This is a genomic window from Caballeronia glebae, from assembly GCF_001545035.1.
GTDB lineage: Bacteria > Pseudomonadota > Gammaproteobacteria > Burkholderiales > Burkholderiaceae > Caballeronia > Caballeronia glebae.
Window position 1 is genome coordinate 1 of record NZ_FCOJ02000089.1, and the last position, 20,201, is coordinate 20,201.

The following is a 20,201-nucleotide window of genomic DNA, read 5'->3' on the forward strand; positions in this document are numbered from 1 at the left end:
GTCGATGAAGATCGCATCGCATTCGATCGATACTTCCGCCCGAACCTCGATTTGCGCACGGTCGCGGGCGGTAAAGCATTGCGCACGATTCAGCGCTTCCTTCAGATTTTCTTGAACGTCGTTCACTGGAAACAGCCAGCTTCAAACGAAGAGATCGAGCGATTCTTTCGCAAGGCCGTGCGCGATGGCGAGTTGATCCCGGTGGTGGATCGGGGATGGCGTCTGTCGCCAAGATTCGATGTGCCATGCGACGCGCCGCAGCGTTGGCCGAAACAGGCTGCCTTCGAATACGCGCCGCGCGATCCCTATTACATTCCGATCAGCCAGCGCGGCGGGCCGGCGGCGGGCGGTGGGTCGGCGGGAAGTCTTGGTCTTGGCGGGGTTGCGGCGAAATTCGGCGCGGGCGGCTCTCTCATGGATAGCTTCGGCGGCAGCACGGGCAGCACGGGCAGCGGTAGTGGTTTCGACTGGCTAGGCGCGGTCGAGGATGCGGCTGGGGCTGTTCTCGGAGGAAGCGGTTCAGACGACGATCGTCCGTTGGCAATGAACTTCGGCGACGAAAGCACACCGCTCGGCGGTGCGTCGCCGTTCGAGTATTCTGAGGACGCGTCGCTCGGCGATGTTTTCGACGTGGCAGCCAGGGGCGTTAGCGAGGCTAACGAGGCTGAGTGCTATGCGGACTACCTATTCGAGATGAAAGAGTGCGAGTTCGCTGGCGCTATGTATCAAGACCCGCGAACCTACGCACTGTGCCAACAGCGCGCATTTTCCCGCTATCAAACGTGTAGAGGTTTCTGAATATGTCCAAGCGATTGCGAGCCACCATTGTCTTCTATGATGAGGACGCGAGCCAGATCCGACTTTGCAACGTGCCTCGAGATCGCGTTCAGGCGGCGATCGATCGCGCCGGCTTCATCTTCAATGTGCCGACTGATGCACCGGATCATAGCTCCGCGCCTGTGACGGATGAGCATGCGCGGCAAATCGGTGGCATGGCGATTCTCGTTCAAGCGAGCGAGCACCCTGAATTGCGGCCGCGTCTCGACCTGACACTGCTTCAACCGATCAACTGGGATGCGCCGCCGGCTGCGTAAGCAAGCAGAGAATTCTGACGTGAACAAACCGCGCCACGATCGTGTTCTATGACGAAGAGGCGCAACAATTAAAATTGATCACCGTTTTTCGCCGGGAGGTGCAGTCGGTCATCGATAAGGAAATCACGCGATCTGGTGGAATGACGATACCCCCTATAGCGGAGGACGGAAGCACTGGTCCTCTGACTGACGAAGATGCGCGAAACTTAGGCTGTATCAGCATGCTTATGCAGGCTTCGGTGCATCCCGAACTGCGTGACCGTCTACGCCTCACGCTGGCCGAGCCAACGAACTGGGACGCGGACCGTCGCAAGCCGTCCTCGGAATGACGCAGCAGGACACAAGGGAACTATCAGACGAATTACCTAAAGTTTGATCATAGTTATTATGTTAAATATCATTTAAGCAGTCATCGATGTCATCCGTCCCTTGGCATTTTCTTTGCGCACTATGTCACGGCAGCCACTTTCAAGACGCCCCGACGAAAGCGCAGCACCCGATCAACGTCCTTCTCGAAACAACACCGCGCTCTCGCAATAAAAAACGCCAAACCAACAATCGAGGTCAAGTATGACTGTGCGACGCGACATCGCGGTCGTTGCGGCATCGCGAGGCGGGTTCAAGGCGCTATGCCGGCTCGTAAGCTCACTCGATGCCGCATACGAAGGCTCACTCCTGATCGTGCTGCACTCCGGTCCGACCGGACCGCGTCTGCTGAGCGAGTGCCTCCAGCGGCATACGTCGCTTGACGTGGAATACGGCCATCAAGGGCAATCCATCGAGCCAGGGCACATTTATCTCGCGCCTCCTGGCCATCACCTCGTCGTTTCCCCGAGCGGTGATCTCGCGCTCGACGACGGCCCCAAGGTCAATCATGTACGACCGGCGGCCGACCCGCTCTTCGAATCGGCTGCGGCTTGCTTTCATCGTCGCGTCGTGGGCGTCGTGCTGACCGGCGGCGGCAGTGACGGAACGCGAGGTTTGCAGGCAATCGAGGCGGCGGGAGGAATTGGGATCGTGCAACATCCCGCGCAGGCCGAAGCGCCCCAGATGCCGATGAACGCCCTGAATTTCGATAGCCCGAATCAGGTGTTGTCGCTCACCGAGATCGGCCAGTTGCTCGGTCCACTCGCCCGGCAATAAGGAACGCCCGCACGCAGGCTCAAAAACGCAAGTCGCCGGGCGATGCGCCGTTCAGCGGACTTCGGTGCTGCGCACGTCCCAGCCGAACTTCACCGCGCCGCCCAGCGCGCCCTTGTCGTCCTGCGGCTTGTATTCGAACTCGATGTCCGCATAGCTCAGATCGACCGTCTGCTCCGGATGGCCATTCGGCACGCAGATCAGCGAAACCTTCGTCACCGTCACCTGCTTCAACGTGACGGTCAGGAATTCCTTCTGCCCTTCGCCCGCCTTGCTGACAGTGAGCTTCGCGTTCGCCATATGCTTGCCGCTCGCGCAGTTCTTCTTGAGCGTGGGCGCGGATTTGTCGTACTGATGCACGAACTGGAACACGCCCGGGCACGCCTTGCCGATACCGCTGCCGCTGCCCGTCATCGGGTTGCTCGCGTTCGTCACGCCCCAGTTGAAGCTCAGCACTTCGATCTGGCCTTCCGCGCCCTTGTGCTTCGACTCGCCGTCGATTCCATCGATCTTCAGATAGCAGTCGGTCGTAGCCATGTGATCCTCCATCGTGATCGGCATTCGTTGCGCGCCTCGCGCGTGCAATTCACTGGTTAAACGAACCGCGCCGGGGATTTTTGAACTTCAAAATCGCGCGACGTCCGCCGTCTTGTCTTCAGTCAGTCGTCCAACGGATGAGCACGATGCAACCCAGCGAGCCGCGCCCCGACAGCCACCTCACGCTCGACGCCCTGCGCCAGTTCGATCTGCTCGCGCTCGCGGAATCGGACGACATGTTTCTGCACATCGTCCCTAAGCGCAGCAACACGCCGGTCAAGGGCGAAGCGGCCAAACGCGGCGACTGGGACACGCCGATGCAGATCCACGGCTGGCGCTGGGCGCAAGGCTACGACGCCGCGCCGCACGCCGCCGCGCTCAACGCGAGCGACATGCGCGTGACGGCGCTCGGCGTGATCAAGTCGGTGGACTCGGCTTCACCCGTGCTCGCGAAGCTGTGCGCGCAGGCCGAACTGCTCGCGCTCGCGCACATCAAGTGCTTCAAGGCGGCGGGCGCGGCCCACGGCGTGCAGATCGAATATCTGTCGATGAAGCTGGAGCAGGCGTATATCCGCAACTATCACATCTACACGAGCGTGCGCCTCGCGCGGCCGTGCGAACTGTTCGAGCTATCGGCGCAACAACTGACGATGACCTGCGCGCCGCAGACCGCGAGCGGCAGCCGCGGCGCGGAAGTGACCTTCGCGCTCGATGTATCCGCGCGGCGCGTGAGCTGAGCGCAAGGACCACGCCGATGAACCCGCCCAGCGCCGCCGACCGCCTTCAGCCCACCCTGCTCGACCGCCTGATCGACGACGATCCCGCGACCCGCGCCGATCCCGCCGGCGAGCGCTTCATGACGCATCGCGGCCTGCGCGCGGCCGTGCTGCGCGATCTCTCGTGGCTCTTCAACACGACGAATCTCGGCAGCGCGATCGTCGAGGACAGCTTTGCGCACGCGTTCGCGTCGGCGCTCAATTACGGCTTGCCGTGTCTGTCGGGACGGTTCGCCTCGACCATCGACACGGTGCTGCTCGAACAGGCGATCCGCCAGGCGATCGAGCGCTTCGAGCCGCGCATCGATCCCGCGTCGCTCGAAATCGAACCGGTGCTCGACCGCTCGGTGCTCGACATGCACAACCAGATCGCGCTCGTGATTCGCGGCCTGTTGTGGGCGCAGCCCGTGCCGCTGGAATTCGCGCTGCGCACGGAAATCGATCTGGAGGAAGGCGGCATCACGGTGATGGAACTGCCGCGCTGAGCGCCCGGACGAGCACGCACATGGACCCGCGCCTTCTGCGTCACTACAACACCGAGCTTGCGTATCTGCGGGAAATGGGCGCGGAGTTCGCGCAGCAGTTTCCGAAGATCGCCGCGCGGCTCGGCATGAGCGGCATCGACGTGGCCGACCCTTATGTCGAGCGGCTTCTCGAAGGCACGGCGTTTCTCGCGGCGCGCGTGCAACTGAAGATCGAAGAGGAGTTTCCGCGCTTCACGCAGCAACTTGCACATGTCGTGCTGCCGCAGGCCGCCTGTCCGACGCCTTCGATGCTGATCGCCCGCCTCGCGCCCGATCTCGCCAACCCGAATCTCGCCGAAGGTTTCACCGTGCCGCGCGGCACCGCGCTCATTTCCCGGCACGCCGCGAGCGCGAGCGCGCACACGACGCCCTGCGAATTCCGCACCGGCGCCGATCTCACGCTCTGGCCGGTCGAGCTGACCGAAGCGCGCTATGTCGCGCAGATGCACGATCTGCCGCTCGCCGCGCTGCCCGCGACGCGCTCGCTCGCGCCGCGCGTGAAGGGGGCGCTGCGCATCCGGCTCACGACGCCCGAGGGCCTGTCCTTCGACGCATTGCGTCTGAACGCGCTGAGCCTCTATTTCGCGGGCGGCGACGAAACAGCTTATCGGCTGTATGAACGCGTGATGTCGGGCACGCTCGCCATCGTCGTATCGACGCCCGAACGGCCGAGCCGCGCCCTCGCCGCCCTGCCCGCCGATGCCCTCGCGCCCGCCGGATTCGACGCGCGCGAGGCGCTGCTGCCCGTCACGCCGAACGCGTTTCAGGGTTATCGGCTGCTGCATGAATATTTCGCATTGCCCGAGCGGTTTCGCTTCGCGCGCGTCGCCGGGCTTGCCGATGTGCTGCCGTCGTTCGCGTCGCGCGAAATCGAACTGACGTTCCTGCTCGCGAGCGACGACGCCTCGCTCGAACGCATCGTCACGCGGGACCACGTGCTGCTCGACTGCGTGCCCGCGATCAATCTCTTTGCGAAGCACGCGGATCGCGCGCTCGTGACGGAATCCGCCGCGCGCTTTCATGTGGTGCCGGACCGCACGCATCCGCTCGACTTCGAAGTTCACTCCGTCGCCGCCGTCTCCGGCTATGGCGCGAGCGACGACACCGAGCAGACGTTTCATCCGTTTTACGCGGACTTTCTCGCGGACCGCCCCGGCGACGCCGCGTACTTCACGACCGAGCGCGAGCCGCGCATCGTGGCGGCCGGGCGGCGCAAGAGCGGCGCGCGCACGGAATACGTGGGCAGCGAGACGTATGTATCGATCGTCGATCCGAACGCGGCGCCGTATCGCGGCGCGCTTCGGCAACTGGCGTTCGCGACGCTCTGCACCAATCGCGATCTGCCGCTCGCGATGCCGCGCATCGCAACGGGCCACGATTTCTCGCTCGACATCGCCGCGCCGGTGAGCAACGTGCGGTGCGTGAGCGGCCCGTCGCGGCCCGCGCCCGCCAATCTCGACGCGGCGCGCAGCTGGCGGCTGATCGATCAGTTGTCGCTGCACTATCTGTCGGTGTCCAACGGCCCGCGCGAAGCCGCCGCTGCGTTACGCGCGCTCTTGATGCTGCACGTCGCCGACACCGATCAGGCCGGCGCAAGCCAGGTTGCGGGCGTCGTCGCCGTCGATGCGCGCGGCGTCGTGCGCCGTCTGCCGATGCCCGGCCCGATCGCGTTCGGGCGCGGCCTCATGATCGACGTGCTCGTCGACGATCTCGCCTTTCAGGGCGGCAGCGCGTGGCTGTTCGGCTGCGTGCTGGACCGCTTCTTCGCGCGCTACGTGTCGATCAATACGTTCGTGCAGACCGTGCTGCGCACGAGCGCGCGCGGCGAAATTCTGCGCCTGCCACCGCGATGCGGCACGAGAGCGATCTTCTGAGCGCGGCGGCGCGCGAAGAGCCGCCCGACGCGCTGCCGCCGCACTCACGCGCCCTGCTCGATCTGCTCGATGCGGTCGGGCAAGCGCCGCATCGGCACGATTTTTATCGGCTGATGCGGCACGTCGAGGCGTTGACGCCGCACTTGCCGCGACTCGGCTGCGGCGCGCGTCCGGCCGACGAGCCGCTGCGTCTCGCGCAGGACGTGTCGCTCGCGTTCGCGTCCGCGCCGCTCGCCGCGCTCACACGCGATGACAACGCCCGCGCGCCGCGTCTCGAACAACGATTTTTCGGCTATCTCGGTCCGAACGGCCCGCTGCCGTTGCATCTGACGGATTTCGCCCGCGAACGCGCGCTGCATCACGGCGACACGGCTTTCGCGCGTCTGCTCGATACGCTGCTGCATCGTTTCCTGCTGCTGTTCTACCGCGCGTGGGCGCAGGGACGGCCGGCCGCCTCGCTGGATCGTCCCGGGCACGACCGCTTCGCGTTCTACGCGGGCGCGCTGATCGGACTCGCGGATGAAGCGAGCCGCAATCGCGACGCCGTCTCCGATCACGCGAAGCTGCATTTCGCGGGGCTGCGGACCATGCAGACGCGTCCCGCCGAAGTGCTCGAAACCATCGCAAGTGCGCTGCTGCGCGCGCCGGTGCGCATCGAGCCGTATCGCGGACACTGGATGACGCTGCAACGCGACGAGCGCACCGCGTTGCGGCATCGGGCGATGCACGGTCCCGGCGATGCGGCGGGCTTCGCGCAACTCGGGCGCGGCGCCGTGCTCGGCCGCGCCGTGTGGGATCGGCAGCACGCGTTTCGCCTCGTGATCGGGCCGCTGTCGCTCGCGCAGTTCGAATCGCTGCTGCCGGGCGGCGTCGCGCTGCCGACGCTCGTCGCCGTGGTGCGTCAGCATCTGAACGGCGAGCTTGCGTGGGACGCGCAACTCGTTCTCGCCGCCGCCGACGTGCCGACCGCGCAAATCGGCCGTTATGGACGCCTCGGCTATTGCGCGTGGCTCGGTCGCGCCGCCCGCCGCGCCGATTGCGCCGATCTCGCGCTCGACGCCGATGCGCATCTCGCGTGACGCGGCTCAGCGAAGCGGCTTGCAAAATCCCCGCCGCTGCGCCGTCTTATCGGATGAGGACGCGCCTTCGGTCGGCGCGCGCGCATCGGAAAAAAAGGAGTCCGGCGATGGCGGAAATCAGTCGTGTCGCGCTGTTCGGCAAGCTGGACAGGCTCGGCTACAAGACCGTCGAAAGCGCGACGGTCTACTGCAAGATGCGCGGCAATCCGTATGTCGAACTCGCGCACTGGATCATGCAGCTTCTGGAGACGCCGAACTCCGACTGGCAGCGCATCGTCGCGCATTACGGCGTGGACGCGGCCGCCCTCGCGCGCGAACTGACCGCCTCGCTCGACCGTCTGCCGCGCGGCGCGACGTCGATCTCCGATATCTCCGAGCACATCGGCGACGCGATCGAGCGCGGCTGGGTCTACGGCACATTGCTGTTCGGCGCGACGAAGGTGCGCACGGGGCATGTGCTCGTCGGCATGCTGAAGACGCAGCGCTTGCGCCACGTGCTCGTCGGCATATCGCGGCAGTTCGAGCGCATCAAGCCGGAAGACCTGTCGGACAATTTCGCGCGCATCGTCGCGGATTCGGCCGAGGAAGCCGAAGCGGAACCCTCGCGAGACGAGCGCGCGAGTCCGGCCGCCGACGAACCCGCGCCCGCCGGCATGGGCCGTCAGGAAGCGCTGCGCAAATACGCGACCGATCTCACCGACAAGGCGCGCCGTGGCCAACTCGATCCCGTCACGGGCCGCGACGACGAAATTCGCCAGCTCGTCGATATCCTCATGCGGCGGCGGCAGAACAATCCGCTGCTCACGGGCGAGGCGGGCGTCGGCAAGACGGCGGTGGTCGAAGGCTTCGCGCAACGGCTCGCGCGCGGTGACGTGCCGCCGCCCTTGCGCGAAGTCGCGCTGCTGTCGCTCGATCTCGGCCTTCTGCAAGCGGGCGCGAGCATGAGGGGCGAGTTCGAACAGCGTCTGCGTCAGGTGGTCGAGGACGTGCAGGCGAGCCCGAAGCCGGTGATTCTGTTCATCGACGAAGTGCACACGCTCGTTGGCGCGGGCGGCGCGGCGGGCACCGGCGACGCGGCCAATCTGCTGAAACCGGCGCTCGCGCGCGGCGATCTGCGCACGATCGGCGCGACTACGTGGGCCGAATATAAACGCCACATCGAGAAAGATCCCGCGCTCACGCGGCGCTTTCAGGTCGTGCAGGTTCACGAGCCGGACGAGGCCAAGGCCGTGCGCATGCTGCGCGGCGTCGCGGCGGTGCTCGAAGGGCATCATCGCGTGCAGTTGCTCGACGAGGCGATCGAGGCGGCCGTGCGGCTGTCGCATCGCTATATTCCGGCGCGGCAGTTGCCCGACAAGGCCGTGTCGCTCATCGACACCGCGTGCGCGCGCGTCGCCGTGAGCCAGCACGCGACGCCGCCGCAGGTCGATGACTGCCGCCGCCGCATCGAGGCGTTGGAGGTCGAGGCGCAGATCGTCGCGCGCGAGGCGAATGCGGGCGTCGATGTCGGCACCCGCGCGGCCGATGTCGCCGCGATGCTCGCGCGCGAACGCGATGCGCTCGGCGGCCTCGAAGCGCGCTGGAACGAAGAGAAGCGCGTCGTCGACGAGCTGCTTGCGTTGCGCGCGTCGCTGCGCGAGCAAGGCGAAGCCGTCGATGCGCCGCCCGACCCGAACGCGCCTTCACGCGATGCGCTCCTTGCCCGTCTTGCCGAACTCAAGTCGCGTCTGGCCGCGCTGCAAGGCGATGCCCCGCTCATCCTGCCGAGCGTCGACGCGAGCGTGATCGCGGGCGTCGTCGCGGACTGGACCGGGATTCCTGTGGGCAAGATGCTCAAGAACGAGCTGGCCGCCGTGCTCAATCTCGCCGATGCGCTCGATCGCCGCGTGATCGGCCAGCGCCACGCGCTCGACATGATCGCGAAGCGCATCCAGACTTCGCGCGCGCGCCTCGACAATCCCGACAAGCCGATCGGCGTGTTCCTGCTCGCGGGCACCTCGGGCGTCGGCAAGACGGAAACGGCGCTCGCGCTCGCCGAGACGCTGTACGGCGGCGAGCAGAACGTCATCGTCATCAACATGAGCGAGTATCAGGAAGCGCACACCGTCTCGACGCTGAAGGGCGCGCCGCCCGGTTACGTGGGCTACGGCGAGGGCGGCATCCTGACCGAAGCGGTACGCCGCCGCCCGTACAGCGTCGTGCTGCTCGACGAAGTGGAGAAGGCGCATCCGGACGTCCACGAAATCTTCTTCCAGGTCTTCGACAAGGGCTGGATGGAAGACGGCGAAGGTCGCTACATCGACTTCAAGAACACGATCATCCTGCTCACGTCGAACGTCGGCTCGGAACTCATCATGTCGATGTGCCGCGATCCGGCCCATGCACCCGCGCCGGAAGAACTCGCGCGCGCGTTGCGCCGACCGCTCGCCGACGTGTTTCCCGCCGCCCTGCTCGGCCGGCTCGTCACGGTGCCCTACTACCCGCTCTCCGACGCGATGATGGCCGACATCGTGCGCCTGCAGCTCGAACGCATCCGCCGGCGCGTGGCGGACAATCACGGCATTCCGTTCGAGTACGACGACGACGCCGTGCGGCTGATCGTTTCGCGCTGCACCGAAGCCGAATCGGGCGGCCGCGTGATCGACGCGCTGCTCACCAACACCGTCCTGCCGCGCATCTCGACGGAGTACCTGACGCGCCTCACCGAAGGCGGCGCGCTCGCGCGCATTCGACTCTCGGCGAGCGCGGGCGATTTCGTCTACGCGTTCGACTGAACCATGCTCACGCTCACGGTGACGCTTCATAACGGACAGCCGCCGCGCGTGCCGCTCGCGGCGACCTTCGATGCCGATGGCGGCACGGTCGGACGCGCGGTCACGAACCGGCTCGTCCTCGACGACGCCGAGCGCACGGTGTCGCGCCTGCACGTGCAGATCGTGTGGCGCGACGGGCGTTTTCTGCTGATCGATCGCGGCAGTAACCCGGCGCTCGTGAATGGCGCGCCGCTCGATCCGGGCCAGGAAGTGGCGCTCGCGCACGGCGACGAAGTGCAGATCGGCGGCTATCAGTTGCGCGCGGATATCGATGTCGAAGACGATACGCTCACGGCGAACGCATCGCCGGACGATCCCTTCGCGGGTCTGTTCGACGCGGCGTCGTCACCGGCTGCCGCCGCGAAAGCGCCCGACGATTTCGACGACATCCTCGCCAACCCGGCGCCGAAGCCGAAGCCTGCCGAACACTTCGATTTCGGCTTCGACGATCCGGCTTCGAAACGCTCGATCGACGAGTTGTTCGATCTCGCGCCGGGCGCGTCGTCCGACGGCGGTCCGCTCAGCGATCCGCTCGTCGAACCGCTCGCGCAGCCCAACACCGCCCGCGACGCCGATCCGTTCGCGAGCCTGAGCCGCGCCGCGCGCCCCGCCGAAACGCCCGCCACGCGGCCGGACGCCGGTTCCGAGCTGCACAGCGCGTTCACGCCGCCCAGACGCGCCGCCGCGCCTGCGCCTCTGCCCATGCCCGTTGCGCCGCCCGCCGAGCCCGCGCCGCCCGCCGACGACCGTGCGCTCGTCGATGCCTTCCTGCGCGGGCTGAACACGCACGGCGTGCGCATCGACGCGCTTACGCCCGCGCTGATGCAACTCGTCGGCGAACTGTTGCGCGAGGCGGCGCGCGGCACGCTCGAACTGCTTGCCGCGCGCGCCGCGCTCAAGCGCGAGATGCGCACGGGCGCGACGATGATCGAGGCATCGGACAACAATCCGCTCAAGTTTTCGCCGAACGTGGAGGCCGCGCTCATCCATCTGCTCAATCCGACGATGGGCGGCTTCATGCCGCCCGCCGCCGCGTTCGACGACGCCTACGCCGATTTGCGCGCGCATCAGGTCGGCATGGTGGCCGGCATGCGCGCCGCGCTCGAAGGCGTGTTCGAGCGCTTCGAGCCGCAGCGCATCGAGGCGCGCCTGTCCGGACGCTCGCTGCTCGACGGCTTTCTGCCGGGCCTGAATCGCCGCGCGCGCTGCTGGGATCTGTTCATCGAGATGTACGGCCAGCTTTCGCGCGAAGCCACGGAAGATTTCCATACGCTGTTCGGCCGCGCGTTCGTCGCCGCTTACGAAGCGCAGATCGACGAACTGAAGCGGCGCGGCCATCGGTAAGGTCGATAACGTCGATTACGTCGATGATGCCCGTCACGAGAGACACGACATGCAACTGCAAACCGCGAGCGTGAGCGATGTGGGCGGCCGGACGCGCAACGAGGACGCCCTGGCAACCTGGCGGCATGCGGCGCTTTTCGCGAGCGTCGTCGCGGACGGCGCGGGCGGTCATGGCGGCGGCGATGCGGCATCGCGCATCGCGGTCGATACGGTGCTCGCGGAACTCACGCGCGTGGCGTCGGCGGGCGTCGCGCTGACGGGGCCTAACTTGCTGCGCGTGCTTCTGCGCGCCAACGACGCCATCATCGACGTGCAGGAGCGCGACCGCGATCTTGCGCAGATGCGCTCGACGGCGGTACTGCTCGGCATCGACGAAGCCGCGGGCATCGCGGCGTGGGCGCATTGCGGCGACACGCGTCTTTACTGCTTCCGGCGCGGCGCGACCGTCGTGCAGACGCAGGATCACAGCCTCGTGCAGAGCATGATCGACGCGAATCTGCTCGACAGCCGCGACGTGCGCAAACATCCGCGCCGCAACGTGCTGTTCTCGGCGCTCGGCACGGCGGACGATCTGTCGATCGCGGCCTCCGACGAGCCGTTTCCCGTGGCCGAGGGCGACGCCTTTCTGCTGTGCACCGATGGCTTCTGGGAGTATCTCGACGAATCCGTGATGATCGACGCGATCGGGCGCGCGAAAACGCCCGCCGCGTGGCTCGATCTGATGGTGGCGCATCTGCGCGCGGCCGCGCGGCCGAATCACGATAACTTCAGCGCAAGCGCGGTGTGGATCGGCGATGCGTCGCAGACGACCGTGATGTGGGGGGATGGTGGTGGTTGAAGCGGTCGTGCGTGGTGCCGGTCGCAGCGTTATGGTGCGCGCTAAAAGCCCGGCAGAGTCTTGCCTGATTAGCGACAGAGCGTGCCGGACCCAGCGCGGGTTGAAACGGTCCGGCTGCCCATTTTCTGACTTCTCTATAGAAGGGGTCGGGAGCCGTCTACGCTCCCGGTTCGGGGCGAGCGGAAACGTGCTGACTGTACTTTTCTCCGTCGAATCGAACCACGAGCGCATACCCGCGACCGACCATCGCGGGCATCGCCCCAAAAATAGACCTCAAGCCGCCTGCTTCGCCGAAGGCAGCCGCGAAACGAGCCGCAGCGACACCGTGAGCCCCTCAAGCTGATAATGCGGCCGCAGAAAGAACTGCGACGTGTAATACCCCGGCGCGCCCGGCACTTCCTGCACTTTCACCTCGGCGGCGGCGAGCGGCTTTTGCGCCTTGGTGTGCTCGGACGAGTTGGCGGGATCGCCATCGACGTATTGCGTGATCCACTTGTTGAGCCAGATCTCCATGTCGGAGCGTTCCTTGAACGTGCCGATCTTGTCGCGCACGATGCACTTCAGATAATGCGCGAAGCGATTGCACGCGAAGAGATACGGCAGACGCGCGGCAAGCGCGGCGTTGGCCGTCGCGTCCGGATCTTCGTACTCGAACGGCTTTTGCAGCGACTGCGCGCCGATAAACGCCGCGAAATCCGAGTTCTTGCGATGAATCAGCGGCATGAAGCCATTCTTCGCAAGCTCTGCTTCGCGACGGTCGGAAATGGCGATCTCGGTCGGGCATTTCATGTCGACGCCGCCGTCGTCGGTCGGAAAACTGTGCACCGGCAAGCCTTCGACCGCGCCGCCGGACTCGACGCCGCGAATCCGAGAGCACCAGCTATATAGCTTGAAGGACCGGTTGATATTCACCGCCATCGCATACGCGGAATTGGCCCACGTGTATTTGGTGTGATCGGCGGAACCAGTTTCTTCCTCGAAGTCGAATTCGTCGACGGGCTCGGTGCGCGCGCCATACGGCACGCGCGCCAGAAAACGCGGCATCGCAAGCCCGATGTAGCGCGAGTCCTCGGACGCGCGCAATGAACGCCAGCTCGCATATTCCGGAGTCCCGAATATTTTCGTGAGATCGCGCGGATTGGCGAGTTCCTGCCACGAGTCCATCTGCAGGAGGCTCGGATCGGCGGCGGCGATGAACGGCGTGTGCGCGGACGCCGCGATCTTCGAGACTTCGCCGAGCAGTTCGACATCGGGCGGCGTCTGGTTGAAGTAGTAATCGCCGATTAACGCGCCGAACGGCTCGCCGCCGAGCTGGCCGTACTCGTGCTCGTAAATCTGCTTGAAAAGCGGGCTCTGGTCCCACGCGACGCCCTTGAAACGCTTGAGCGTCTTGCCGAGATCCTTCTTCGAGATGTTCATCACGCGAATCTTGAGCATCTCATCGGTTTCGGTGTTGTTGATGAGATAGTGCAGCCCGCGCCACGAGCCTTCGAGCTTCTGAAAATCCGCATGATGCATGACCTCGTTGACCTGCTCGGTGAGCTTCGCGTCGATCTCGGCGATCATCGCCTGAATGGAGCGGATCGCATCGCCGGAAACGAGCTTCGTCTGCGCGAGCGCCTGTTGCGCGAGCGTCTGCACGGCCGTCTGCACGGCGCTCTTGGCTTCGTCGCTCTTCGGGCGGAACTCGCGGTTGAGCAGCGCGGCGAGTTCGTCGCCTTCGAGCAGCGCGCCCTGCAACGCGGAAGGCGACTCGGCTTGCGATGCGGCGGATTGCGGAATGTCGGACATGGTCGTTTCCTTTCAAGGCTCATTCGGCGGCGGATGGCGTGGCCGCAGCACCGTCCGGCGCGGCCGTGGCGAGCGTCTTGAGCAGCGCGGGATCGTCGAGCACGCGCGCGATCAGTTCTTCCGCGCCGTTCTTGCCGTCCATGAAGATGACGAGGTTCGCGAGCTGCGTGCGCGCTTCGAGCAGTTTCGCGAGCGAATCGACCTTGCGCGCGACGGCGGCGGGCGAAAAATCGTCCATGTTCTCGAACGTGATATCCACGCTGATGTTGCCCTCGCCCGTCAACTTGTTCGGCACCTGGAACGCGACGCGCGGATGCATCGCCTTCATGCGGCTGTCGAAGTTGTCGATGTCGATTTCCTGAAACTTGCGCAGATCGACGGGCGGCAGCGCCTCGGCGGGCTTGCCCGAGAGATCGGCCATCACGCCCATGACGAACGGAAGCTGGATTTTTTTCTCGCTGCCGTAGGTTTCGACGTCGTATTCGATCTGCACGCGCGGCGCGCGATTGCGGCCGATGAATTTCTGACTGCTGGTTGCCATGACGCCTCCTTCGCGTGGGCATGAGCCACGCTTTTAAAACGAACGAACCGCGCCCGGATTGAAGACTCCATTCGAAGACACCTCACTGCGGCCTCGTCCCCGCGATCAGATGGATCTGCGCGAGGCTGTCGGGCGCGAGGTCCTGCATCACCGCGAGAAAGTCCTTGCCCATCAACCCGCGCGCGCGGCGAATGAGCAGCGGCGCGGGATTGGTCGGCTCGGTGCGTTCGAGAAACGCGCATACCGCGTCGAGCGCGGCGAGCGCGTCCTCGCGCGTCGCGATCTCGCCGGGGCGTGAGATCGCGCGTCGAGGCGTCTGCGCTTCTTTCGTGTTTATCGGTTCGGCGGATGCTTCGCGCGCGTCAGCCGGAGCGAACGCGCGAAACTGCACGGCGACGTGGCGCGCCGTGATCGCAAGCGAGCTCATCGATGGCGCGCGCTCGGCGCCGAGCTTCTGCGTCATGCACTCCGACAGCGTCTGCACGGCGCGCGGCAGATCGAGACCGTCCGCGAGAAGTCCGGGATCTTGCGCCACGGCATCGGCGAGCATGCCTTCCACGCGCGCGGGCGTCGCGGCGTTCGCGCCTTCTTGCGCGGCGAGTTTGCCCTGAGCCACGAGCATGTCGCGCACGGCGAGCCGCTCGCCATGCACGCGGCACACTTCGCATTCGCGCAGATCGTGCAAGAGCGTGTCGGCTTCGGCGAACGGCGTGTACGCATCGGCAAGCGGCGCGAGCGCGTTGATGCGCAGCGCGGCGTCGTTGCCGTCGTCCGCGTCGAGCGACGGAAAAAGGCCATCCCAATAGCGCTCGACGAGGCCCGTCAGCAAGCGCAATCCCGCATGAAAACCTGCGAGTCCGTGAACATGCGTCGCCGCGCGGGTCCACGCAATCGCAATGCGCAAATCCTTCGACCGCGCGAGCAGCGCCCCGCCCTGCTCCAGCACGTCGTTCCACGGCGGCGGCTCGGCGGGCGTGTCGAACTGACGTTGTGGCATGCCGCGCGCGAGCGCCTCGAATTCGAGAAACGCCGCGTCGTAGTCCAGATCGATGCCCGCGGGCGGCATCGTTTCGGTCGGCGCGAGAAGCGGTTCGACGTCGATCATCGCGGCCTCTCAGAATTCGCTGCAGCCGTGCTGCCCGTTCACGACCAGACAGTTGTTGAGATTCGGCCGCGAGCGCACGCGCTTCCATTCCGCCGCGAGCGTGTCGGCCTCGCCCTCGGGCTGTTGCAGCGCGAGGATCGGCTCGTTCGTGCCGACGCAAATGTTGATCGCGCCCAGATTGCTCTCGTAGACGAAGGTCTGCTCCTGCGCCGTGAAAAGCGGCTGAAGACCGGTGGTGTTGAAAACCGCGCCCTGAAGCTGCATCGGCGTGACCGTCAGCGTGCCCGGCACGACGACGACCTCGTAGCCGACCGGAGACGAGAACGTGCCGTCGATGCGATACGCGCCCGCGACCGATGTCGCCGTCGCGGACGAGCCGAGCGGACCCGCGACGATGGACGAGCCGCGCTGATCGCCGCCGAGCAGCCCGCTCACATCGAAACCGAACGGGCCGTTTGCCGCGCCTTCGCCGCGCGTCTGATTGCCGATGGTGACGGTGACTTTCGGCCGGTCGGCGTACACGAAGTGGTTGCCATCCGCCGGCACGACGTTCTGCGAAGGCTGTCCGTTCCAGCTGCAGATGCCGCCGTACACGCAGCCGTAGAAGTTCGGCTGCGCGCCGCCCGGATCGACGCCGTTGCGATTCTCCCCGTTGCGCGTCGAGGCCCACACGCGCCACGCACCGCCCGCGCCGAGCGTGCCGCCCGACGCGTTGTCGAAGACGCCGTGCTCCATCACGAGGTCGATGTTGCCGCCCGCGCTCAGGCGCGTCGGTGCGCCGGGCGTGCCGAGGGCGATCGCGCCGTCGCCGGCAATCGCGCTCAGGTTGCCGGTCACGTTCGCCTGCGATCCGCCGATGGTCGCGACATTGCCCGTCGCGCCGTCGATGCCGTTCGCGCTCGCCGTGCCGATGATGAAGCCGCCCGCCGTCGAGAATTTCACGTTGTGCGCGCCCGCGAGCGCCAGCACCTTGACGTCGTTGCCCGCGTCGGCGAGATCGAAGTCGCCGCCGCCCGCGAGCAAAAGCGTCTGCGCCTGAATGCCGCCCGGATCGGTGACGGGACCGGACGAATCGAGCGCGAGCGTCTTGCCCGGCATCGCGACGCCCGACGGCAGATCGATGCCCTGACTGCCCGCGCCCGTGTTCTGCAGCGTGAGGTCGTGCGCGAAGCCTTGCGGCAGGTTGACCGTGATCTTGCCGGTCTGGGTGGACGAACCGATCACGAGCGTCGCGATGTTCGGCGCGATCGCGCCCAGCATCGACGGCCCGATGGTGAGGCCGCTGTTGCCGCCGAGCACGTTGATCGCCTGCGCGTTCTCGTTGACGATGCCGAAGTCCGCGCCGACGCTGCCGGGCATGAACACGAGCGTGCCGGCGGGCGACGAGAATGTGCTGCCGGAATCCTCGAACACGAAGCCGTATTTGCCCGAGTTCGACGCGCGCACGACGATCGTGCCGTGGTCGCCCGCCGATAACGTCGCCCGGTCGAGAACGAGCGCGGTGGCGGCGTCCGCTGGCGTCGATGCCGTGACCGACACCGTCTGGGCGGGCGCGTTGGCCTGAATCGTCACATCGGCAAGCGAAACGCCCGCGCCATGCACGCCGTTCTGGTCGGTCTGGCCGTCGGTGCCGCCACGGATATCGACCGATCCGGCCGCCGAACTCACGACGCCGCGATTCGACGACGTGCCAGAGAGCGACACGCCGCCGGAGCCGCTGCCCAGACCGTAGATCGCGACCGCGCCGTTGGCGCGCAAACCGAGCAGCGGCGTCGAACTCATGCCCGAAACGAACACGCCGTAAGCGGCGATTCCGGCGGGCGCCACGCCGCGAATCGACAGCTTGCCCGCCGTGGCCGCGACGTCCGATGCTTCGAGATGCACGCCGTCGAAGTGAGGCGCGGCTTCCTCGGAATTCGGCGCGCGAACGTACCGCACCTTGCCTTTCGCGCCCGTGCCGTTGATCGACACGTCCGCGCCGGTCGACGAGATCGTCGCGTTTTGCGCATACACGCCCGCGCCCGCGACCGCGGTGTTGTCGGCGCTGGCCGTCGCCCCGGCGCCGGTCAGTTCGATCGCGCCGGCGGTCCTGATCGACGAGTCGGAAATCGCGATGCCGTCGCCATGCGCCGACGCGATCTGCGCGCCCGTGCCGCTCGCGCCCGTTGCGCGAATCGTGACCGGCCCGCGCGTGGCGAGCGACGTTCCGCCCGACAGATCGACGCCGTCGCCGAAAACGGCGGACGTGCCGCCGTCGCCCGCCGGGCCGGTTCCCGTGATGCGGATCGGCCCGGCGACGTTGACCGCGACCGCGCCGAGGTCCACGCCATCGCCGTCTATCGAGCCGCCCGCGTTCGTGCCGCGCGGGCCCGAGCCCTGAATCGTGAGGCCGCCATTCGCCGACGTGATGCTCGACGTCAGCGTCGAAAAGCCGACGACTGCAACGCCCGCGCCAAAGAGGTTGGCGCGCGTTCCGGTCGAGATCGGCCCGGTGCCGTCGATGTTGATCGCGCCGCCCGCCGTGAGCTTCGTGCCGAACACGTAGACGCCCGTGCCCCCGACGACCGACCCGCCGCCGTTCGCCGAGGGCGCGCGTCCGGTGATATCGAGCGTGCTGCCCGCATCGATCGTGGCGCTGCTGAGTTGCACGCCCTCGCCTTCGACGGACCCCGCCGCGTTCTGCGCGCTGGCCGCGTTGCCATCGATATTGACGGCGGCTCCCGCCGTGACCGCCGCATTCTCCAGATGCACGCCCGAGCCGAACGGGTTCGCGCCGCCGCCCCTCGACGCCGCGCCGGTCCCGGCGAGACTCAGCGCGCCACCCGTGCGGATCGACGTATCGGTGATGACCACGCCGTCGCCCTGAACCTGTCCCGGCGCGCTCTGGGCGACCGCTCCGACACCCTGAACGCCGATGTCGCCGCTCGCCGACGCGATGACCGGAACGATCGAGCTGACGCCCGCGCCGGGCGATGCCGACACGAGGCTCACGCCGTCGCCGTTGACGGTTCCGGTTCCGGTTCCGGCCGTCACGGTCTGCACCGTAGGCCCGTTGCCGCTGATCGAAATGCGGCCCGCCTGCGTCTGGAGCAGCGCTGCGTTGGTCGTGGCGACGAGCGTCGGCGCGATGCTGACGCCATAACCCGACAGCGATCCGGCGCTGAGCGTCTGCACCTTCGGCCCGTTGCCGGCGAGCGAAATGCTGCCCGCGCCGCCGCTGCCGAGCGCGAGCGACGAGCCGCCGATGGCAATGCCCGCGCCGCTGACCGTCGCTCCGCTCGCGGTTCCTGTGACGCCCGGGCCACTGCCCCGGACGGAGATGTTGCCGGAGTCCGAAACGACGGCCGCGCCGAAGGACGAGCCTCGGCCCGCATCCGCCGATACGCTCACGCCCGAGCCCGTCAGCGATCCTCCGGTCATGTTTTGCACGGTGGTCGCGGTGCCCGAGATCGAGACGTTGCCCGAGCCGGTATGCACGAGCGGGCCAGCGCCCGCGCCGGGCGCCTCCGGCCGGAACGTCACGCCCGCACCGCTCACGCTGCCGGACGCCGTGCCTATCGTCATGCCATTGCCCACGATGCTGACGTTGCCCGAGCCGGTCTGCATGACCGTGGTGCTCTCGTTGAGGCGCGCCGTCGGTTCGATCAACACGCCCCCGCCGCTCACGTTGCCCGTCGCGCTTTGCAGCACGGGTCCCGTCCCGACGACGGAAATGTTGCCCGACGTGGTGCTCAGAAGCGCGCTCGACGGACCGAGCGCCACCGGCATGAGCGCGACGCCGTAAGTTTCCGGAAGCGTCGCGACGCTCTGCTGGAAGGCCGGCGCACTGCCGTTGATGGCGATGTTGCCCGATGACGTGCTGAGGCTCGACGTCCCGCCGATGGCGACGCCGGCCGCCGCACCGGACCCGTTCCCGGCCCGCCCCGACACGGAAATATTGCTGACGGAGGCCGCGATGCTGGAACCGTTGATGGTGACGGGCGCGAGCGCCGTGTTCTTTTGAAATCCCACCGACGCGTCGCCGATGCCGAAAAGCGTTCCCGGAATGTTGAGCTCGCCCTGACCGTTGATCGTCACCGAGCCGCTCGTCGGACCGGCCGGGCCTTGCAGCGCGGTCGTGTCGAGTCTGGAGCCGGCGATGCCGACCGCCGCGCCGTCGAAGCTCGTCGCGGCCGCGGGCGTCCCGGCATCCGCCTCGCGCACGCCGATGCTTAGAAAGCCGCCATTGGTGCGGATCGACGCGCCGGACAGCACGATGTTGTTCCGTCCCGCGCCGCTCGTGTTCGCGTCGAGCACGACGTTGAGCTTGCCGCTCGGGTTCTGCGCGCCCGCCGCGCCGCCGATGCTCCCGAGCACGGTAATCGAGCCATAGGCGCTGAGCGTGAGCGTGGCGTCGTTCGCGGCGGCGGGCGCGGTTTTCGTGATGCTGGTCCCGCCGAGCATCGTGATGTCGCCGTTGAATGCGCCCGTGCCGGCCGCGCTCGTCGAGACCGTCACGGACGCGCCCTGGTTCAGTTGCGACGTGATGTCCGACGCGAGCACGTAGCTGTCGCCCGCGCCCGGCGTGAAGGTGGCTTTGTTCGCGCTGGCGTTCGAGGTGGACTGGGACGGGGTGAGGCTCGTGGTGAGCGCCTGGAGCGCGCAGCACGACGGACCGTCGGTGGTGCCGGTGCTCGGAACCGTCGTCGGCGGCGTCGGCGCTGTATTCACGATCTCGATGCTCGCCGGATCGAGCAGCCATTGCC

At 66.8% G+C, this 20,201-nt stretch carries 16 protein-coding genes; 11 read left to right on the forward strand and 5 right to left on the reverse strand.

The window, feature by feature from the left end; translation table 11 throughout:
- The 4 genes from AWB82_RS37810 to AWB82_RS34000 form a co-directional block, all read left to right on the forward strand.
- On the forward strand, positions 1–798 hold a 798-nt coding region (locus tag AWB82_RS37810), incomplete at its 5' end, for a hypothetical protein (protein WP_086973669.1).
- A gap of 2 nt (positions 799–800) precedes the next feature.
- The gene (locus tag AWB82_RS33990; protein ID WP_086973670.1) at positions 801–1,094 is read left to right on the forward strand and encodes a hypothetical protein; all 294 of its coding nucleotides are present in this window, start codon (positions 801–803) and stop codon (positions 1,092–1,094) included.
- Positions 1,095–1,135: 41 nt separating this feature from the next.
- Positions 1,136–1,423 (forward strand): hypothetical protein, encoded by a 288-nt coding sequence (locus AWB82_RS33995; protein ID WP_235023550.1) that lies wholly within the window; start codon positions 1,136–1,138, stop codon positions 1,421–1,423.
- Positions 1,424–1,664: 241 nt separating this feature from the next.
- Positions 1,665–2,237 carry a chemotaxis protein CheB gene (locus AWB82_RS34000; RefSeq protein ID WP_086973671.1) on the forward strand — a complete coding sequence of 191 codons (573 nt, stop codon included), beginning with the start codon at positions 1,665–1,667 and terminating at the stop codon, positions 2,235–2,237.
- A gap of 51 nt (positions 2,238–2,288) precedes the next feature.
- Here the strand turns inward: AWB82_RS34000 and AWB82_RS34005 are convergent, their stop codons facing one another.
- Positions 2,289–2,771: an Hcp family type VI secretion system effector gene (locus AWB82_RS34005; protein ID WP_086973682.1), complete on the reverse strand. Its 483-nt coding sequence runs from the start codon at positions 2,769–2,771 to the stop codon at positions 2,289–2,291.
- A gap of 146 nt (positions 2,772–2,917) precedes the next feature.
- Here AWB82_RS34005 and AWB82_RS34010 point away from each other — a divergent pair, with 146 nt between their 5' ends.
- The 7 genes from AWB82_RS34010 (at position 2,918) to AWB82_RS34040 (ending at position 12,019) form a co-directional block, all read left to right on the forward strand.
- Positions 2,918–3,508, forward strand: coding sequence for a type VI secretion system tube protein Hcp (locus AWB82_RS34010; protein WP_086973672.1), 591 nt, complete (start codon positions 2,918–2,920; stop codon positions 3,506–3,508).
- A gap of 17 nt (positions 3,509–3,525) precedes the next feature.
- A complete protein-coding gene (tssE, locus tag AWB82_RS34015) occupies positions 3,526–4,032 on the forward strand; it encodes a type VI secretion system baseplate subunit TssE (RefSeq protein ID WP_086973673.1) in 507 nt (168 codons plus the stop codon).
- A 20-nt stretch (positions 4,033–4,052) separates the two neighbouring features.
- Complete coding sequence (gene tssF / locus AWB82_RS34020) at positions 4,053–5,945, forward strand: type VI secretion system baseplate subunit TssF (RefSeq protein WP_086973674.1); 1,893 nt, start codon at positions 4,053–4,055, stop codon at positions 5,943–5,945.
- A complete protein-coding gene (gene tssG, locus AWB82_RS34025) occupies positions 5,921–7,024 on the forward strand; it encodes a type VI secretion system baseplate subunit TssG (protein WP_086973675.1) in 1,104 nt (367 codons plus the stop codon). The genes tssF and tssG overlap by 25 nt, the downstream gene beginning before the upstream one ends.
- Before the next feature lie 107 nt (positions 7,025–7,131).
- Positions 7,132–9,798: a type VI secretion system ATPase TssH gene (tssH, locus tag AWB82_RS34030; RefSeq protein ID WP_086973676.1), complete on the forward strand. Its 2,667-nt coding sequence runs from the start codon at positions 7,132–7,134 to the stop codon at positions 9,796–9,798.
- A 3-nt stretch (positions 9,799–9,801) separates the two neighbouring features.
- Complete coding sequence (gene tagH, locus AWB82_RS34035; protein WP_086973677.1) at positions 9,802–11,181, forward strand: type VI secretion system-associated FHA domain protein TagH; 1,380 nt, start codon at positions 9,802–9,804, stop codon at positions 11,179–11,181.
- 49 nt (positions 11,182–11,230) lie between these two features.
- A complete protein-coding gene (locus AWB82_RS34040; protein WP_086973678.1) occupies positions 11,231–12,019 on the forward strand; it encodes a PP2C family protein-serine/threonine phosphatase in 789 nt (262 codons plus the stop codon).
- A 273-nt stretch (positions 12,020–12,292) separates the two neighbouring features.
- On the opposite strand, the gene tssC is transcribed toward AWB82_RS34040, so the two are convergent.
- The 4 genes from tssC to AWB82_RS34060 all read right to left on the reverse strand — a co-directional run bounded on the left by tssC (position 12,293) and on the right by AWB82_RS34060 (position 20,166).
- The gene (gene tssC / locus AWB82_RS34045) at positions 12,293–13,810 is read right to left on the reverse strand and encodes a type VI secretion system contractile sheath large subunit (RefSeq protein ID WP_086973679.1); all 1,518 of its coding nucleotides are present in this window, start codon (positions 13,808–13,810) and stop codon (positions 12,293–12,295) included.
- A gap of 19 nt (positions 13,811–13,829) precedes the next feature.
- A complete protein-coding gene (gene tssB, locus AWB82_RS34050; protein ID WP_086973680.1) occupies positions 13,830–14,351 on the reverse strand; it encodes a type VI secretion system contractile sheath small subunit in 522 nt (173 codons plus the stop codon).
- 82 nt (positions 14,352–14,433) lie between these two features.
- Positions 14,434–15,456, reverse strand: coding sequence for a type VI secretion system protein TssA (tssA, locus tag AWB82_RS34055; protein ID WP_086973681.1), 1,023 nt, complete (start codon positions 15,454–15,456; stop codon positions 14,434–14,436).
- Positions 15,457–15,465: 9 nt separating this feature from the next.
- Positions 15,466–20,166: a beta strand repeat-containing protein gene (locus tag AWB82_RS34060; protein ID WP_235023551.1), complete on the reverse strand. Its 4,701-nt coding sequence runs from the start codon at positions 20,164–20,166 to the stop codon at positions 15,466–15,468.
- Positions 20,167–20,201 lie beyond the last annotated feature (35 nt).

Bases quoted from the DNA above. Each gene is read 5' to 3' on its own strand.
- AWB82_RS33990 (WP_086973670.1), top strand. From the start codon at position 801: ATGTCCAAGCGATTGCGAGCCACCATTGTCTTCTATGATGAGGACGCG.
- AWB82_RS34000 (WP_086973671.1), top strand. From the start codon at position 1,665: ATGACTGTGCGACGCGACATCGCGGTCGTTGCGGCATCGCGAGGCGGG.
- AWB82_RS34005 (WP_086973682.1), bottom strand. From the start codon at position 2,771: ATGGCTACGACCGACTGCTATCTGAAGATCGATGGAATCGACGGCGAG.
- AWB82_RS34010 (WP_086973672.1), top strand. From the start codon at position 2,918: ATGCAACCCAGCGAGCCGCGCCCCGACAGCCACCTCACGCTCGACGCC.
- tssE (WP_086973673.1), top strand. From the start codon at position 3,526: ATGAACCCGCCCAGCGCCGCCGACCGCCTTCAGCCCACCCTGCTCGAC.
- tssF (WP_086973674.1), top strand. From the start codon at position 4,053: ATGGACCCGCGCCTTCTGCGTCACTACAACACCGAGCTTGCGTATCTG.
- tssG (WP_086973675.1), top strand. From the start codon at position 5,921: ATGCGGCACGAGAGCGATCTTCTGAGCGCGGCGGCGCGCGAAGAGCCG.
- tssH (WP_086973676.1), top strand. From the start codon at position 7,132: ATGGCGGAAATCAGTCGTGTCGCGCTGTTCGGCAAGCTGGACAGGCTC.
- tagH (WP_086973677.1), top strand. From the start codon at position 9,802: ATGCTCACGCTCACGGTGACGCTTCATAACGGACAGCCGCCGCGCGTG.
- AWB82_RS34040 (WP_086973678.1), top strand. From the start codon at position 11,231: ATGCAACTGCAAACCGCGAGCGTGAGCGATGTGGGCGGCCGGACGCGC.
- tssC (WP_086973679.1), bottom strand. From the start codon at position 13,810: ATGTCCGACATTCCGCAATCCGCCGCATCGCAAGCCGAGTCGCCTTCC.
- tssB (WP_086973680.1), bottom strand. From the start codon at position 14,351: ATGGCAACCAGCAGTCAGAAATTCATCGGCCGCAATCGCGCGCCGCGC.
- tssA (WP_086973681.1), bottom strand. From the start codon at position 15,456: ATGATCGACGTCGAACCGCTTCTCGCGCCGACCGAAACGATGCCGCCC.